This is a genomic window from Plantibacter sp. Leaf1 (assembly GCF_001421315.1).
Lineage (GTDB): Bacteria > Actinomycetota > Actinomycetes > Actinomycetales > Microbacteriaceae > Plantibacter.
In genome coordinates this window covers 512,110-528,231 of record NZ_LMJX01000003.1, presented here as the reverse complement: position 1 = coordinate 528,231, position 16,122 = coordinate 512,110, and the positions used below count along the sequence as shown (strand labels likewise).

Sequence of the window (16,122 nt, the reverse complement as noted above, 5' to 3'; positions counted from 1 at the left end):
TGTCGGTGGCCGCACCGCTCAGGTGCGTGCGGCTGACGCTACCGGCGGGCAGGTTGCATGAGGTTGCATCACCGCTCGACGCGGATCAGCGGTCAGCTCGCCGCGAGATCGGTTTCGAGCGCCTCCACCCGGGCGACGATCCCCGCCCGTTTCGGCGAGCGCGGCGGGAGCGCTCGCAGGCAGGCGTGGAGGACCTCGAGGTCGTCGGGGGCCGCGGCGCTCCCGAGGTAGTCGTACAAGAGGTCGGCCGATGCATCGGTCAGCATCGCCTCGCGGAGCCTGGTCGCCACCAGCTCGCGCAGCTCGACGATGCCGGGCGCGGTCGAGTCGGGGAGCAGCGGGCCGGGGTAGGCGGCGAGCGCAGCCCGGTGGGCGCCGCGGTCGAGGAGCGACAGCACCTGGTGGGCGTCGAGTTGGAGGGGTGCGGTGAGGCGGTACGGGCGTGAGGCGGGGACGAGTGTCGGCGCGGCCGCGGTCAGCACCCTCCGGAGTCGCACGAGCTCCGCCCGCAGGGTGACCGGCGCCTCGTCGGCGTCGTAGAGCCGGTCGGCGAGCGCCTCGGCGCTGAGGCCCTGCCGGTGCCAGGACAACAGCGTCAGGATCTCGGCGTGACGGCGGCTGAGTTCGGTCGGCCGTTCCGCGCCGTGGCCGACGAGCATCCCGGTGTCGCGGCCGAGCACCTGCAGTCCCGGCCGGACCAGGGTCGGACGCGGCGTCCCTCGACGTCGGCCGAGTCCGGCCGAAGAGCGATCGGCGAGCGCCCGCAGGCGTTGCACCATGATCTCGGATTCGACGGCTGCCGCGGTCGCCTCCATGAGCGGAAGTGCATGCGAGGCGACGGCCTGCGGTCCTCCGGTGATGTCGATCACCCCGATGATCCGTCTCGTCTCCGGGTCGTGCACGGGCACCGCCGTGCAGCTCCACGGATGCACGAGCCGGTTGAAGTGCTCGGCCGCGTGGATCTGGATCCCGTGGTCGAGCTCGAGTGCGGTTCCCGGCGCACTCGTGCCGACCTCGCGCTCCGACCAGCCGGCGCCCTCGACGAACAACATGCCCTCCGCCCGACGACGCAGGTGACGGTCGCCGTCGACCCAGAGCAGTCTGCCCATGGCGTCGCCGACCGCGACGAGCATGCCGGAGTCGTCGTCGGCGTCCTCGACGAGCAGCCGCGTGATGACCGGGAGGACGCCGGCGAGTGGATGACCGAGCCGGTGGTCGCGCAACTCGTCCTCGTCGAAGGCGAGCTCCGGCATGAGGTTGTCCGGGTCGAGGTGACGGCCCATCGACCGCTCCCACGACTCGCGGACGAGCCGCCGCACGAGTCCGCGCTGCGCTTCGGCACGCGCCGGGGCCGCCAGCCAGGGACTGGTCACCTCACCACCACCCATCCACGTCGATCGGTTCTGCGGACAGTGTAGCCGCCGCAGCCCGGCAGGTGACGGATGTCCTCAGGCGGCCGGACGGAACCGCCGGAGGCGCAGGCTGTTGAGCACGACGAACACGCTCGAGAACGCCATCGCCGCGCCCGCGATCATCGGGTTGAGGAGCCCGAGCGCGGCGAGCGGGATCGCCGCGACGTTGTACGCGAACGCCCAGAAGAGGTTGCCTCGGATGATGCCAAGGGTCCGTCTCGACAGCCGGACCGCGTCGACGGCCGTGGCGAGCGACCCGGAGACGATGCTGAGGTCGGCGGCGCTCTTGGCCGCGTCGGTCCCCGTCCCCATGGCGACCCCGAGGTCGGCGGTCGCGATCGCGGCCGCGTCGTTCACCCCGTCGCCGATCATCGCGACGCGGTGACCGTCCGCCTGCAGGCGTTCGACGGCGGCGACCTTGTCCATCGGGCTCGCGTCGGCGATCACCTCGGTGATCCCGACCTCGGCCGCGACGCGGGCGGCGACGGCCGCGTTGTCACCGGTGAGCAGCACCGGAGTCATCCCGAGCGCCACGGCACGCTGGACGGCGGCCCGCGCCTCCGGCTTGACGGTGTCGGCGACCTCGACGATCCCGCGGACCTCGCCGTCCCAGGCGAGGACCACGACGGTGCTCGCGCGTTCCGCTGCGGCCCTGAGCGCCGCCGTGGCCGCAGCTCCGGTTCGGAACCCCTGGTCCTCGGCGAAGGCGGGTCGTCCGACGAGGACGGTCCCTCCACGGACGGTCCCGGTGACCCCGAGGCCTTCGAAGCTCGCGAAGTCCGAAACCGTCGGAGGTGTTCCGCCACGACGTGCGGACTCCTCGACGATCGCCTCGGCGATGGGGTGCTCGGAGTCGGCTTCGAGCGCTGCGGCGAGGTCGAGCGCCGCGTCGGCGGTACCCTCCGCCCAGACCTCGGTCACGCTCATCCGCCCCGAGGTGATGGTCCCGGTCTTGTCGAGCAGGACACGGTCGATGCCGCTCGCGCGTTCGAGAGCCTCCGGTCCGGCGATCAGGATGCCGAGCTGCGCCCCTCGACCGGTGCCGACGAGGAGGGCGACCGGGGTGGCGAGGCCGAGCGCACACGGGCAGGCGATGATCAACACGGCGACGGCCGCGGTGAAGGCGGCCTGCACCGACGAGCCCGCGGCGATCCACACGATCGCGGTCGCGACCGCCGTGACGAGCACGATCGGCACGAACACACTGGAGATGCGGTCCGCGAGGCGTTGGATGCGACTCTTCCCGAGCTGAGCGGCCTCGACCGCCTGCGCCATGCGTGCGAGCCTCGTCCGGGTGCCGACGGCGGTGGCCCGCACCACGAGCGATCCGCCGCGCGCGATCGTCCCACCGGTGACCGGCGAACCCGCCGTCTTCTCCGCGGGGACCGACTCACCCGTCATCAGGCTCTCGTCGACGCTCGCCGCGCCCTCGACGACCGTGCCGTCGGTCGCCACGGACTCCCCCGGCCGCACGAGGAAGAGGTCGCCGACGAGGAGGCGGTCGACGGGGACGCGCTCCTCCTGGCGGGTCGCCGCCATCAGGTCGCTCGGATCGGCGGCCCGCTCTCGGAGGATCGACACCTCGGAGGCTCCGGCCGTCATCAGCTCGCGGAGCGCCGCCCCGGCGCTGCGCTTCGATCGTTGCTCGATGAGGCGCCCGGCGAGGAGGAACACGGTGACGCCCGCGGCCACCTCGAGGTAGAGGGCACCGGAGGGGTCGGCGTCGGGGGCGAAGAAGGTGAACTCGTGGCGCATGCCGGTCATCCCGGCCATGCCGAAGAAGAGCGCCCAGAGCGACCACAGGTACGCCGCCCCCGTCCCGAGGGTGATGAGCGTGTCCATCGTCACCGAGCCGTGACGCAGCGTGGCGAACGTCGCGCGGTGGAACGGGTAGCCGCCCCAGAACACCACGGGCGTCGCCAGCGTGAGCGACAGCCACTGCCAGTGGTCGAACTGCCAGGCGGGGACCATGGCGAGCAGGATGACCGGGAGGGCGAGCACGGTGCTGACGACGAGTCGGGTGCGGAGGGTCGTCACCGTCGCCGAGGGGTCGGACTCGGACTCCGGTGTCGGGGCATCGTCGCGGTGTGCTCCGGAACGCTCGTCCGCGCCGGGACGCACCGTCGCCGTGTACCCGGCCTTCGCGACCGCCGCGACCAGCTCCTCCGCGGTGACGGCCGCCGGCGCCGTGACCGTCGCGCGCTCGGTCGCGAGGTTCACCTGCGCCTCGACGCCGTCGAGCGCCGTGAGCCGCTTCTCGACCCTCGCCACACAACTCGCGCACGTCATGCCCGCGATGTCGAGATCGAGGGTCTGCAGCGGCGCGCTCATCAGCGACGACCGACGAGGGTGTAGCCGGCCTCCTGGACGCCAGCACCGATGGCCGCCTCGTCGGACGAGGACGTTCCGGCCACCGTGACCGTCCCCGTCTCGAGGTCCACGACGACCTCGTCCACGCCGGACAGCGCGGACAGCTCGGTCGTGACGGCCGACACGCAGTGCGCGCAGGTCATGCCGTCGACCCGGTAGGTGGTGGTTGCGGTGGTTTCGGACATGCGTCCTCCTCAGTGACTCGGAGCCACCACTATACCCCCAGGGGGTACCTCCTGCAACCGTTCGACCGACCGCTCGCCGGGGTCAGCCGAGGAGGCCGAGCTCCCGCACCGCGGTCCGCTCCTCCTGGAGTTCCGCCACCGAGGCGTCGATGCGCTGCTGCCACACGGGCGCGATGTCGAGCCCCTCGACGACCTGCCAGCGACCGTCGACGGATCGCGCCGGGAACGAGCTGACCAAGCCCTCCGGCACGCCGTACCAGCCCTGCGACGGCAGGGCGACGGACGTCCAGCGATCCGGACGCTCCGGTGTCGCCGTGCCGCAGACCCAGTCGTGCACGTGGTCGATGGCGGCCGCCGCAGCCGAGGCGGCGGAGGAGGAGCCGCGGACGGCGATGATCTCCGCACCGCGCTTCGCCACCCGGGGGATGAACTCGTCCGCGATCCAGGCCTCGTCGACGAGGTCGAGCGCCGGGCGACCGCCGACCGTCGCATGGGAGATGTCGGGCACCTGCGTCGCCGAGTGGTTCCCCCAGATGACGACGCCGTCGACGTCCGTCACCGGCGCGCCGGTCTTGGCCGCCAACTGCGCGACGGCGCGGTTGTGGTCGAGACGCGTCAGGGCGGTGAACCGTTCCGGCGGCACCCCGGTCGCGGCGGCCTGCGCGATGAGGGCGTTCGTGTTGGCCGGATTCCCGACCACCAGCACCCGGACGTCATCGGCCGCGCCGGCGCCGATCGCGGCACCCTGCGGTGCGAAGATGCCGCCGTTCGCCGCCAGGAGATCGCCACGCTCCATCCCCGGGCCACGCGGCCGCGCGCCGACCAGCAGGGCGATGTTCGCACCGTCGAAGGCACGTGCCGCGTCCGTCGTCGCCTCGACGCCGGCGAGCAGGGGGAAGGCGCCGTCCTGCAACTCCAGGGCCGTGCCCTCGGCCGCGCCGAGACCCTGCGGGATCTCCAGCAGTCGCAGGAGGACCGGGCGGTCCGGCCCGAGCAGTTGGCCTGAGGCGATGCGGAAGAGGAGGGAGTAGCCGATCTGGCCGCCCGCTCCCGTGACGGTGACGACGGTGGGTTCGCTCATACCGCCACGCTACTCCGCGACCTCCGGTGCCGGCCTCGACGCCTGCAGCTCTGCCTCGGCGGAGTCGACGGCGTCGTGCTCCTCCGGCGAGACCGGTGAGACCCGGCTCTTCCGCTGGGCGGAACGCTCCGAGGGCAGCGCGACCGCCGCCTCGGTGATCCGGTTGGCCATCCCGTTGAAGATGATCCCGTGGAACGGGAGGATCGCGAACCAGTAGAGTCGGCCGCCGAGGCCCTTCGGGAAGAAGACCGCACGCTGCCGGTAGACCGAGCCGTCGCCGACCGGCGTCGCGCTCATCTCCAACCACGCCAGACCGGGCACCCGCATCTCGGCCCGCAGGCGCAGCATCCGACCGCGTTCGAGGTACTCGACGCGCCAGAAGTCGAGGGCGTCCCCCACACTCAGATGCTGCGGGTCGTCGCGGCCGCGACGGAGCCCGACGCCGCCGACGAGCTTGTCCATCCAGCCGCGGACCGCCCACGCCAGGGGGAACGAGTACCACCCGTTCTCGCCACCGATGGACTCGATGACCGAGAAGAGCCGATCCGCGTCCGCGGACGTCTTGCGCTCCTTGAGGTCGATGTAGACGACGTGCCCCGCCCAGTCCGGGTCGCTCGGCAACGGGTCGCTCGGCGCGCCGGCGACCGTCGCGTTCCGCCAGGAGGTCTCCACCTCGCCGTCCTTCATCCGCTGCAGCGCGAGTCGGACCGCCCGACGATAGCCGGTCAGCCCGCCCTCAGGCGGCGGGATCACCGCGTCGATGTCGTGGTCCCCCATGACGCAGTCGACCAGGAGGGATTCGATGATGGGTGACGCCAGACGACGCGGGATCGGCGTCACGAGGTTGACCCACTGCGAGGCCAACCACGGCGTGAGCACCGGCAACGGCGCGATGGGGCGCTGCGGGAGGCCTGCCTCCACCGCGTACCCGTTCATCATCTGGCCGTACCGCAGGACGTCCGGCCCGCCGATGTCGAACGCGCGGTTCACGTCGCGGTCGACCTCGGCGCCCGCCAACAGGTAGTGCAGGACGTCCCGGACCGCGATCGGCTGGATGAAGTTCCGGACCCAGCGGGGTGCCGGCATGTACGGGAGGATGTCGGTCAGATGCCGGATCATCTCGAAGGAGGTCGATCCGGAACCGATGACCACACCGGCCTGCAGCACGAGCGTCGGCACACCGGATTCGAGGAGGATCCGCCCGACCTCGGTGCGGGAGCGCAGATGCTTCGAGAGCTCGACACCCTCCGGGTGCAGGCCACCCAGGTACACGATGCGCGAGACTCCGGCCGCCGCAGCCGCAGCCGCGACATGCTCGGCGGCATCGTATTCCGTCTGCTCGAAGTCGCCCTTCCCGCCCATCGAATGCACGAGGTAGTAGACGACGTCGACGTCCACGCAGGCCGCCTTGACCGCGGCCGCGTCGCCGAGGTCACCCTCGACGACCTCCACGTCGTCCCGCCACGGCACGTCGGTCAGCTTCTGCGGCGAGCGCACGAGCACGCGCACGACGTACCCGGCCTCCAACAGGCGCGGGACGAGCCGCCCGCCGATGTAGCCGGTGGCACCCGTGACGAGCACGCGCTTCGGAGTCGATGATTCGGTCATGGACGCAACGTTACGGCCCCGCGACGACAGCGTCGCCCGGCTGTACAGCCGGGCGACGCTGTGCAAGAGCCACGCGGGCGCTCCTCGGGACTACAGGAGGGCCTTCGTGTGCCAGACGGTCTTCACCTCGGTGAAGGCCGTGATCCGATCGAGGCTCGCCGGGACGGACCCGGTGGCACCGCTCGGACGGACGACGCGCTTCAGCGTCTCCGCCGCGAGGACCTCGAGCTCGATCCAGTCGAGTGCCCCTGCGCCCGCGAGGTCGATCGCGTTGACGTCGGCGTGCGAGGCGAGCCAGGGGGCCATCTCCGCGGGCGAACCCGTGAGCACGTTGACGACGCCACCGGGGACGTCGCTCGTCGCGAGCACCTCCGCCAGGCTGATCGACGACAGCGGGAACCGCTCGCTCGCGATGACGACGACCGTGTTGCCGGCGACCAGCGCCGGGGCGACGACGCTCACGAACCCGAGGAGCGACGACTCCTGCGGCGCGATCAGCGCGACGACACCCGTCGGTTCCGGCACCGAGAGGTTGAAGTACGGACCCGAGACGGGGTTCGCTCCCCCGACGACCTGGACGTACTTGTCGGCCCACCCCGCGTACCAGACCCAGAGGTCGATGGCCTCGTCGACCTGGGCCGCGGCGGACGCCTGCGACACGCCCTCTGCGCGGACGATCTCGTCCACGAACTGGGCGCGACGCCCTTCGAGCAGCTCGGCGATGCGGTAGAGCACCTGGCCGCGGTTGTAAGCGGTCGCACCGGACCATCCGCCGAGCGCCGAGCGGGCGGCGACGACCGCGTCGCGGGCGTCCTTGCGCGAGGCCAATGACGCGTTCGCCAGGAACCCGCCGGTCGAGTCGGTCACCTCGTATGTCCTTCCGGATTCACTGCGGGGGAACTTGCCGCCGATGGCGAGCTTGTAGGTCTTGGGGACGGTGAGCCGGCTCATCGCTGCTCCTCCTTCGTGGTGCTCGTGGCCGATGCGGAGGCTGCGGTGACGCTCGATCCGGCGGGCGCGAGGTACGCGCCGAGACCGTGTCGTCCGCCTTCGCGGCCGTACCCGGACTCCTGGTAGCCGCCGAAGGGGCTGGCCGGGTCGAAGCGGTTGAAGGTGTTCGCCCAGATGACCCCGGCGCGCAGCTTGTCGGCCACGGCGAGGATCCGACTGCCCTTGTCGCTCCAGATGCCCGCCGACAGTCCGTACGGGGTGTTGTTCGCCTTGGCGATCGCCTCGGCGGGGGTCCGGAAGGACATGACCGACAGGACCGGCCCGAAGATCTCCTCGCGCGCGATCCGGTGGCTGGTCGACACGTTCGTGAAGATCGTCGGCGCGAACCAGAAGCCGTTCTCGGGCAGCTCGCACGCCGGGCTCCAGCGCTCCGCACCCTCGAGTTCGCCGATGTCGGAGAGCTCGCGGATGCGGGCCAGCTGCTCGGCCGAGTTGATCGCACCGACGTCGGTGTTCTTGTCGAGCGGGTCGCCGACGCGCAGCGTCTGCAGGCGCTGCTTCAAGCGGTCGACGACCTCGTCGTGGATGCTCTCCTGGACGAGGAGCCGCGACCCCGCGCAGCAGACGTGCCCCTGGTTGAAGAAGATGCCGTTGACGATGCCTTCGATCGCCTGGTCGATGGGCGCGTCGTCGAAGACGATGTTCGCGGCCTTGCCACCGAGCTCGAGCGTCAGCCGCTTGTCCGAACCCGCGATGGTCTTCGCGATCTCCCGGCCGACGGCCGTCGACCCGGTGAACGCGACCTTGTTGACGTCCGGGTGCCGGACGATCGCCGCGCCCGTCGCTCCGGCGCCGGTGACGATGTTGACGACGCCCGCTGGGAGTTCCGCCTGCTGGAGGATCTCGGCGAAGATGAGCGCGGTCAGCGGCGTGGTCTCCGCCGGCTTGATGACGACGGTGTTCCCTGCGGCGAGCGCCGGGGCGACCTTCCAGGCGAGCATGAGGAGGGGGAAGTTCCACGGGATGACCTGGCCGGCCACACCCAGGGCGCGGGGGTTCGCGCCGAGACCGGCGTAGTCGAGCTTGTCGGCCCACCCCGCGTAGTAGAAGAACCAGGCGGCGACGAGCGGGACGTCCACATCGCGGGACTCCTTGATGGGCTTGCCGTTGTCGAGGCTCTCGGCCACCGCCAGTTCACGGGCGCGTTCCTGGATGAGCCGTGCGATCCGGAAGAGGTACTTGCCGCGATCGGCGCCCGACAGCTTCGACCACACGCGGTCGTAGGCGCGTCGTGCCGCGACGACGGCGCGGTCGACGTCGGCGTCGCTCGCGGCGGAGATCGTCGCGATCGGCTGCTCGGTGCTCGGCGAGATCGTCTGGAAGGAGCCGCCGGTCCCCTCCGTGAACTCGCCGTCGATGAAGAGGCCGTACTCGGAGCGGAGATGGAGGACCGAGGTCGACTCCGGGGCTGGTGCGTATTCGAGGAAGCTCATGATGTCCTAGTCGATCGTGACGTAGTCGGGGCCGGAGTAGTGGCCGGTGGTGAGTTTCTGCCGCTGCAGGAGCACGTCGTTGAGGAGGCTCGAGGCGCCGAAGCGGAAGAGGTGCGGCTGGAGCCAGTCCTCACCGACCGTCTCGGCGACGGTCACGAGGTACTTGATGGCGTCCTTCGACGAGCGGATGCCTCCGGCGGGCTTCACGCCGATCTGCTCACCCGTGAGGCGGTGCCAGTCGCGGACGACCTCGAGCATGAGCAACGTCACCGGGAGGGTGGCGGCCGGCGCCACCTTCCCGGTGGAGGTCTTGATGAAGTCGCCACCGGCCAGGATCGCGAGCCATGACGCGCGCTTCACGTTGTCGTAGGTGTTCAGCTCACCCGTCTCGAGGATGACCTTGAGGTGCGCCGAGGTCCCGTCGCTCCGACGGCAGGCCTCCTTGACGGCGACGATCTCGTCGAAGACCTGACCGTACCGACCCGAGAGGAAGGCACCGCGGTCGATGACCATGTCGATCTCGTCCGCCCCGGCGTCGACGGCGTCGGCCGTGTCGGCGAGCTTCACGGCGAGCGAGGCACGGCCGCTCGGGAACGCGGTGGCGACCGCCGCGACGTTGATGCCCGCCGCGTCGTGCCCTGCACCGGGCTGCGTGTGCGCCGCCCCGAGCGCCTCGACGGCGTAGGGCACCATGTCGCCGTAGACGCACACGGCGGCCACGCGAGGCGTGGACGGGTCGCCGGCGTCCGGCGTGATGGCCTTCGCGACGAGGGAGCGCACCTTGCCGGGGGTGTCGGCACCCTCGAGCGTGGTGAGGTCGATGAGTTCGATGATCCGGTCGAGGGCCCAGGCCTTCGAGGTCGTCTTGATCGATCGGCTGCCGAGGTCGGCCGCCCGCTGTTCGAGCCCGACGGCGTCGACGCCGGGCAGGCCGTCGAGGTAGCGTCTGAGGCTGGCGTCGGTGACGGGGCCGTCGACGAGTTCGAGCGCCGTGGGCTTCGCCACGAGGTCTCCTGGTGGGGTGGTCATGGTGTGTTCCTTCCGAGCAGTTCGTGCTCCGGGGTGTGCTGCTGAACAGGTGATGGTTCGAGATCGCTGAGCAGCGCCGTCGCGGTCACCTCGTCCGTGACGAGCACGGTGCAGAGTCCGCTGCTCACGACGGCCCGAGCGACGGCGTGCTTCGGTGCGCCCGCGATGACCGCGATGCTGCGCGCGGCCCCTCGCAGGGCCTCCAGCCCGAGACCGACCGTGCGCTCGTCGAGCGTCGGGTCGACGATCATGCCCTCGGCGTCGATGTACCGCCCGACGACGTCGCCGACGGCACCACGCGCGACGAGGACGTCGACATCGGCGGCTGTGAGGTAGCCGCTGTGCACGAGGGCTGAGTCGGGACCGGCGACGCCGGCGCCGTAGAGGTAGGTGTCCGCGGCCGCCGCCGTGCGAAGGACCTCCGCGACGGTGCGGTCGGACTCGATGCTGAGTTTGGTCTCGAGACGCTCGAAGATCGCCGGGCTGGGGAGCAGGGTGACGTCGCCGCGACCTTTCTCCGCGATCCTGGCCGCCGTCGCCGCAGCGGTGCCGACACGCTGGTTGAGACTCACGCCGCCGTTGATCTGCACGACGGACAGGCCGGTCGCCCAGCCGTCCGGCAGATGGTCGGCGAGGTCTCGGAGGGTCCTGCCCCAGCTCACGCCGAGCGTCCGCGGCACGGGCCGCATGGCACCGAGGTAGTCCGCCGCGGCGCGCGCCACGCGCTCGTGGAGCTCCGCACTGTCGCTCGGGCTCGGGACGACGACCGCGTCGACGAGTCCGAACCGCTCGCGGAGCGCCCGCTCGAGCGGGAGACGGCGCGCACGCGGGTGCACGATCTCGATGCGGATGTAGCCGAGTTCTCGGGCCTGGGCGAGGAGCCGGCCGACCTTCCACCGGGTGATCCCGAGCAGGGCGCCGATCTCGTCCTGGGTCTTCGTCTCGTCGTAGTACAGCTCCGCGGCACGCACCGCGAGCAGTTCATCGCGTTCGATCACCTCGGGCCTCCTCCGACTCCCCCAGCCTAGGACGGCTCACCGGGTCGGACAACGACCGTTGGTCGTTCTGCTCAGATGAGCAGGCCGTGACGCGCATCCGCGCATCGGGTACCGCGACTGCGAGCGCTCAGGCTCGCCCATGTCCCCGGGCGGCGAGGTCGGCCTCGATCGTCGTGGGGCGTCCCGTGATCCGACCCGCGACGGCGCAGAGGGCACCCGTGGCCAGCAACAGGACGAGCGGCACGGTCCACGACCCGGTCACCGCATGGAGCAGGCTCACGACCAGCGGGCCCAGGGCACCGAGGGTGTAGCCGACGCTCTGGACGAATCCGCTCAGGGCGACCGCGCCGTCGTGACTCGCGGTCCGGAGGTTGATGAGGACCAGGGCGAGCGGGAACAGCAGGGGGCCGAGCCCCGCGAGCAGGACCCACAACCAGGTCAGGGTCGCCGGCCAGAGGAGCAAGCCGAGATAGCCGAGCACGAAACAAGCGCTCGCGACGTACACGAGGACCGCCACGTTCCGCAGCCGGGCGACGAGCATCGGGACGATGAGACTCGCCGGCACCCCCATCGCCGAGAAGAGCGAGAGCAGGAGACCGCCCTGCGCGGGCGTGACCCCCGCCACGTCGGTGACGATGGTGGGCAACCAGGTGAACATCGCGTAGGCGTTCAGCGACGAGGTGGCGAACACGGCAGCGATCGCCCAGGCGATCGGCGACCGGTGCACGAGGACCCGGCCGCGCGACTCCTCGATCTCCGGGTCGGTCGCGGCCGCGGCGCGGGCGTCCCGACGCTCCCTGACGATGAGCCCGATCCAGGGCACCACGGCCAGCATCGCGACGATGGACCACACGCCGAGCGACACGTGCCAACCCGCCGCCTCGGCCACCGGCACGGCGACGAGCGGCGGCAGGAAGGTGCTCACCGACAGGACCGTCGCGTAGAGCGAGGTCACGAGGCCGACCCGGTCGGGGAAGTACTTCTTGACGAGCGGCGGGAGCACGACGTTGCCGATGCCGATGCCGGCGAAACAGAGCGCACTGCCGATCGCGAGGACGGCGAAGTGTGGCGCGAGGGATCGCACCAGGTGCCCGACCACGATCGACCCGAGCGCGATCAGCAGCACGGGCTCCAGGTGCAGCCGACGCACGAGGCGCGGCGTGAAGACGCCGAACAGGGCGAAGCACAGCGGCGGGAGCATGCCGAGCAGCCCCAGGCCGACCGAGCCGACACCGATGTCGCCGTCGATCTCGGCGAAGATCGGGGACAGTGACGTGACGGCCGTCCGCAGGTTCGCCGCGACGAGCACGATGCCGACGAGCGCCAGGCCCCTTCCCCGCCAGAGGGGACGCGGCCCCACTAGGACAGCATCCGGCGTGCGCGCTCGACGTCGTCGGTCATCTGGACGATCAGGGGCTCGATCCCGGTGAACGCGACCATGCCGCGGATCCGCTCCACGAACTGCACCTCGACCTCGTCGTCGTACAGGTCGAGGTCCGTCTCGTCGAGCACGTAGGCCTCGACCTGCTTCTGCGGCACCCCATCGAAGGTCGGGTTGTTCCCGACGGAGATCGCGGCCGGGTAGTACCGACCGCGCCACCGCAGCCAGCCGGCGTACACCCCGTCGGCGGGGATGAGCCCCTGGGAGTCGGGAGACAGGTTGGCGGTCGGGAACCCGAGTTCACGGCCACGCTTTGCGCCGTGCACCACGATGCCGCGCACCTCCGGTGGACGACCGAGGAGCCGCGAAGCCTCACGGACGTCGCCCTCCTCCAGCAGTTCCCGGATCCAGGTGGACGACACGCGGCGGCCACCCTCCGGACGCACGTCGTCGACGACGTGCACCGAGAAGCCGTAGACCTCACCGAAGGACTCTAGGGTGGCGACGGTGCCGAGGCCCCGGTGCCCGAAGCGGAAGTCCTCGCCGACCAGCACCGTCTTCGCGTGCAGCGCGCCGACGAGGATCGACGTGACGAACTCCTCGGGCGTCAACTGGGCGAGGGTCTGGTCGAAGCGGAGCAGCAGGGCGGCATCGACGCCCGCGGACGCCAACAGTCCGAGCTTCTGCTCGTTGCTGACGAGTGAGGCCGGGCAGCGGTCGGGGTTGATGAGACTCAACGGGTTGCGGTCGAAGGTGACCGCGACCGAGTCGAGCCCGTCGGCTGCGGCCGCGTCGAGCAGGGCCGCGATGACGGCGCGATGGCCGCTGTGGACGCCGTCGAACTTGCCGATGGTGACGGCTGAGGGCCCGAAGCCGTCTGGGACCTGGTCGAGCTCGGTGAAGGTGATCATTTCGTGGAGCGCCGATGTCCGGCCAGCCACCACAGTCCGAGGACCGGGAGGACGAGCGGGATGAAGACGTACCCGCGACCGAAGACGGACCACACGGTGTCGTGGGGGAAGAGTTCCGGATCGAACAGGCTCAGCAAGCCGACGATCAACACCCCGGCGAGTTCGAACGAGATCGTCCCCCAGGCGATCCGTCGCCACGCCGCCCCTGGTGCCACGAGCGACGCGGTGGCCAGGATGTACACCACGGCCGCGACGGCGGAGAGCACGTAGGCCAGCGGTGCCTCGTCGAACTTGGTCGTGATCTGCACCACCGATCGACCCGTGGCGGCCAGCGCGAGGATCCCGTAGACGGCGACGAGCACGACCCCGACACCACGGACGCGTGGACGGGACGGAGCGGTGGTGGGGAGAGCCATGACCCATCGATTCTATGTGATCCGGACCGGCGGCCCGGCCCTTCAGAGCCTCGACGGCGGCACGGACCGCTCAGGCGAGTTGCACGCTCCAGATCTGCTCCATGCGGTACAGCATCACGGCGACGGCGAGACACACGACCCCGAGGACGACCGTCGACCACCGACCCCGCTCGACGAGTGCCCAGAACCCCCCGGCGATCGGCAGGATCATGGCTGAGATGAGATAGGTGAAGAACTCGGGCACGCTTCCGGTGGCCGTGTTCCCGAAGGCCGGCGCGGCGATGGAGACGACGAGCTGCGCGACGAGGAGCAGCTCGACGAGGGCCGTGGCCCCCATGGTCAGGTCGCTCGGCGGACGACCGATCAGCCCGAACACGATGCAGAGGAGCCCGGCCACGACGGCGACCCCGATCTGGACGACGGTGAACCACTCGATCATGCCGACTCCTCGGCGGGGAAGTTCACGACCGACTTCAGGGAGCCACCGCGCCGTTCGACGAGCCCCACCAACCGGCCGTCGGGCGCGATGGCCGCGATCGGGCCGGAGTGCCCGGCCGGCAGCTCGCGGTCGAGACGCTTCCCGTGGCCGAGGTCGACGGACTCCTGCTCCGTCAGCTCGAGCGCGCCGAACAGCTGCCGGGCGACGTCGGCGGGGCGCAGGAGCGCGCGCTCGACGTCGAGCTCGTCGATGGTCGAGGCCGCATGGACGTCGAACGGTCCGATCCTCGTCCGACGCAGGGCGGTCAGATGCCCGCCGACGCCGAGCGACGCACCGAGGTCGCGGGCGAGCGCGCGGATGTAGGTGCCGGACGAGCAGACCACCCGGACGTCGACGTCGACGACCGCGTCCGTTCGGCGGATGTCCGACACGTCGAATTCACTCACCGTCACCGCGCGCGACTTCAGCTCGACCTCGATCCCCTCACGGGCCAGGGCGTACGCCCGCTTCCCACCGACCTTGATGGCGCTCACCGTGCTCGGAACCTGCTCGATGTCGCCCGTCAGCGGACGGATCGCCGCGATGATCGCCGCGTCGTCGACGGCTGCCACCGCTCCCCGGGCGGCGCGCTCGGTGACCTCACCCTCGGCGTCGTCGGTCGAGGTGGCCTCGCCGAGCCGGATGGTCGCCGTGTACTCCTTGTCGAGACCGACGATGAAGGTCAACAGTCGCGTCGACGACCGGATACCGAGGACGAGCAGTCCGGTGGCCATCGGGTCGAGCGTGCCGGCGTGGCCCACCTTGCGCGTGCCCGCGAGGCGCCGGACCCGCGCGACCGCATCGTGCGAGGTGTGCCCCTGCGGTTTGTCGATGAGGAGGACACCGGGCTGCGCAGCCGCGGATCCGGGTGCTGCTGCGTTGTTCTCGACCACGTTGCAACGCTACCAGCGGCCGTCGGCGCCCACGGCCGAGCGCGGAGCCGAGCGGCCGCGCGCCGCTCAGCAGAAGTCGGCGAAGATCCGCCGAGGATGCCGCTCGTCGGTGTTGTCGACGATCGCGGTCGCCCGGGCGGTCGGGTCGTCGTCCTTCCGGTAGAGCGCCTGCCCACCGACGTAGCGCGCGTTCGACGGCGCCGCGGGGTCGGCGTCGACACCCAGCGTGTCGTGCAGCCGCGCGTAGGCCACGTCCAGCGGGACGTCGACCCACACGGATGCGTGCCAGAGTCCGCGGAGCTCGGGGCGGTTGAGGAACACGCCGTCCACGATCAGGACCGCGTCCTGCGGCCCGGTCGTCCACCGGAGTGGCGCGCCGACGTCGCGTTCCTCGTCGAATCCCACCAGCTGGAACCCGGTGCTGCCCGCCAGGCGGAACGGCTCGATCAGCACCCGTCGGAGGAGGGAGTAGTCGAAGGAGTCGCTCCAGAACCCCTCTGCCGAGTCCCGGCCGCGCGCATACCGTTCCTCGCGTGGTCGGTGGAAGTCGTCGATCGACGCCCGGAACACGGCACGCCCGCCCTCGTCGAACACCTCGGCGAGACCATCGGCGAACGCGGCCGTGCCGGACCCTCCGATCCCGTCGACCGCGATCATGGTGCGGCCGCGCGGGTAGTCCCGTTGGAACTGGTCTCGCAGCTGCCGCAGCAGCTCGATCCGTGGCGTCGTGACGAGCTTCATGGCGCCGAGCCTACCCGGGCGGATCGTAGGCTGGTGCGGTGCCGTCCGACCCTTGCGACCTCGCCCCCCTCGTCTTGGACTGGTTCCGCGCCAACGCGCGCGACCTGCCGTGGCGACGTCCCGGGTTCCCGGCGTGGGGCACCCTCGTGTCGGAGTTCATGCTGCAGCAGACCCA

At 71.0% G+C, this 16,122-nt stretch carries 15 protein-coding genes; all 15 read right to left on the bottom strand.

Going from position 1 to position 16,122, the window contains the following annotated elements:
* Positions 1–92: 92 nt before the first annotated feature.
* The 15 genes from ASE44_RS16280 to ASE44_RS16210 all read right to left on the bottom strand — a co-directional run bounded on the left by ASE44_RS16280 (position 93) and on the right by ASE44_RS16210 (position 15,947).
* On the bottom strand, positions 93–1,373 hold the full coding sequence (locus ASE44_RS16280; protein WP_082456187.1) for a GAF domain-containing protein: 1,281 nt from the start codon (positions 1,371–1,373) through the stop codon (positions 93–95).
* 75 nt (positions 1,374–1,448) lie between these two features.
* Positions 1,449–3,743: a cation-translocating P-type ATPase gene (locus tag ASE44_RS16275; protein ID WP_056781859.1), complete on the bottom strand. Its 2,295-nt coding sequence runs from the start codon at positions 3,741–3,743 to the stop codon at positions 1,449–1,451.
* On the bottom strand, positions 3,743–3,967 hold the full coding sequence (locus ASE44_RS16270) for a heavy-metal-associated domain-containing protein (protein WP_056781858.1): 225 nt from the start codon (positions 3,965–3,967) through the stop codon (positions 3,743–3,745). The genes ASE44_RS16275 and ASE44_RS16270 overlap by 1 nt, the downstream gene beginning before the upstream one ends.
* Positions 3,968–4,049: 82 nt before the next feature.
* Complete coding sequence (locus tag ASE44_RS16265) at positions 4,050–5,048, bottom strand: malate dehydrogenase (protein WP_056781857.1); 999 nt, start codon at positions 5,046–5,048, stop codon at positions 4,050–4,052.
* Between the two features lie 9 nt (positions 5,049–5,057).
* Positions 5,058–6,656, bottom strand: coding sequence for an SDR family oxidoreductase (locus tag ASE44_RS16260; protein ID WP_082456160.1), 1,599 nt, complete (start codon positions 6,654–6,656; stop codon positions 5,058–5,060).
* Positions 6,657–6,746: 90 nt separating this feature from the next.
* Positions 6,747–7,607, bottom strand: coding sequence for an aldehyde dehydrogenase (locus ASE44_RS16255; protein ID WP_056781856.1), 861 nt, complete (start codon positions 7,605–7,607; stop codon positions 6,747–6,749).
* The gene (locus ASE44_RS16250; RefSeq protein WP_056781854.1) at positions 7,604–9,100 is read right to left on the bottom strand and encodes an aldehyde dehydrogenase family protein; all 1,497 of its coding nucleotides are present in this window, start codon (positions 9,098–9,100) and stop codon (positions 7,604–7,606) included. Before ASE44_RS16250 ends, ASE44_RS16255 begins: the two co-directional genes overlap by 4 nt.
* A 6-nt stretch (positions 9,101–9,106) precedes the next feature.
* Complete coding sequence (deoC, locus tag ASE44_RS16245; protein WP_056012296.1) at positions 9,107–10,129, bottom strand: deoxyribose-phosphate aldolase; 1,023 nt, start codon at positions 10,127–10,129, stop codon at positions 9,107–9,109.
* On the bottom strand, positions 10,126–11,127 hold the full coding sequence (locus ASE44_RS16240; protein WP_082456159.1) for a sugar-binding transcriptional regulator: 1,002 nt from the start codon (positions 11,125–11,127) through the stop codon (positions 10,126–10,128). Before ASE44_RS16240 ends, deoC begins: the two co-directional genes overlap by 4 nt.
* 127 nt (positions 11,128–11,254) lie before the next feature.
* The gene (locus tag ASE44_RS16235) at positions 11,255–12,487 is read right to left on the bottom strand and encodes an MFS transporter (protein WP_056781853.1); all 1,233 of its coding nucleotides are present in this window, start codon (positions 12,485–12,487) and stop codon (positions 11,255–11,257) included.
* Positions 12,487–13,419 (bottom strand): bifunctional riboflavin kinase/FAD synthetase, encoded by a 933-nt coding sequence (locus ASE44_RS16230; protein ID WP_056012299.1) that lies wholly within the window; start codon positions 13,417–13,419, stop codon positions 12,487–12,489. The genes ASE44_RS16235 and ASE44_RS16230 overlap by 1 nt, the downstream gene beginning before the upstream one ends.
* Entirely contained in the window at positions 13,416–13,835 is a 420-nt protein-coding gene (locus ASE44_RS16225) for a hypothetical protein (protein ID WP_056012302.1), read from the bottom strand. Before ASE44_RS16225 ends, ASE44_RS16230 begins: the two co-directional genes overlap by 4 nt.
* A gap of 70 nt (positions 13,836–13,905) precedes the next feature.
* On the bottom strand, positions 13,906–14,274 hold the full coding sequence (locus ASE44_RS16220; protein WP_056781851.1) for a hypothetical protein: 369 nt from the start codon (positions 14,272–14,274) through the stop codon (positions 13,906–13,908).
* Positions 14,271–15,206, bottom strand: a complete 936-nt coding sequence (gene truB, locus ASE44_RS16215) for a tRNA pseudouridine(55) synthase TruB (protein ID WP_056781850.1) — start codon at positions 15,204–15,206, stop codon at positions 14,271–14,273. The genes ASE44_RS16220 and truB overlap by 4 nt, the downstream gene beginning before the upstream one ends.
* Before the next feature lie 66 nt (positions 15,207–15,272).
* On the bottom strand, positions 15,273–15,947 hold the full coding sequence (locus ASE44_RS16210; protein ID WP_056781848.1) for a hypothetical protein: 675 nt from the start codon (positions 15,945–15,947) through the stop codon (positions 15,273–15,275).
* Positions 15,948–16,122 lie beyond the last annotated feature (175 nt).

What these genes read in the sequence shown, in the direction of transcription:
- ASE44_RS16250 (WP_056781854.1), bottom strand. Translation starts at nt 9,100, where the DNA reads ATGAGCTTCCTCGAATACGCACCAGCCCCGGAGTCGACCTCGGTCCTC.
- ASE44_RS16225 (WP_056012302.1), bottom strand. Translation starts at nt 13,835, where the DNA reads ATGGCTCTCCCCACCACCGCTCCGTCCCGTCCACGCGTCCGTGGTGTC.
- ASE44_RS16270 (WP_056781858.1), bottom strand. Translation starts at nt 3,967, where the DNA reads ATGTCCGAAACCACCGCAACCACCACCTACCGGGTCGACGGCATGACC.
- ASE44_RS16220 (WP_056781851.1), bottom strand. Translation starts at nt 14,274, where the DNA reads ATGATCGAGTGGTTCACCGTCGTCCAGATCGGGGTCGCCGTCGTGGCC.
- ASE44_RS16210 (WP_056781848.1), bottom strand. Translation starts at nt 15,947, where the DNA reads ATGAAGCTCGTCACGACGCCACGGATCGAGCTGCTGCGGCAGCTGCGA.
- ASE44_RS16255 (WP_056781856.1), bottom strand. Translation starts at nt 7,607, where the DNA reads ATGAGCCGGCTCACCGTCCCCAAGACCTACAAGCTCGCCATCGGCGGC.
- ASE44_RS16265 (WP_056781857.1), bottom strand. Translation starts at nt 5,048, where the DNA reads ATGAGCGAACCCACCGTCGTCACCGTCACGGGAGCGGGCGGCCAGATC.
- ASE44_RS16230 (WP_056012299.1), bottom strand. Translation starts at nt 13,419, where the DNA reads ATGATCACCTTCACCGAGCTCGACCAGGTCCCAGACGGCTTCGGGCCC.
- ASE44_RS16260 (WP_082456160.1), bottom strand. Translation starts at nt 6,656, where the DNA reads ATGACCGAATCATCGACTCCGAAGCGCGTGCTCGTCACGGGTGCCACC.
- ASE44_RS16275 (WP_056781859.1), bottom strand. Translation starts at nt 3,743, where the DNA reads ATGAGCGCGCCGCTGCAGACCCTCGATCTCGACATCGCGGGCATGACG.
- deoC (WP_056012296.1), bottom strand. Translation starts at nt 10,129, where the DNA reads ATGACCACCCCACCAGGAGACCTCGTGGCGAAGCCCACGGCGCTCGAA.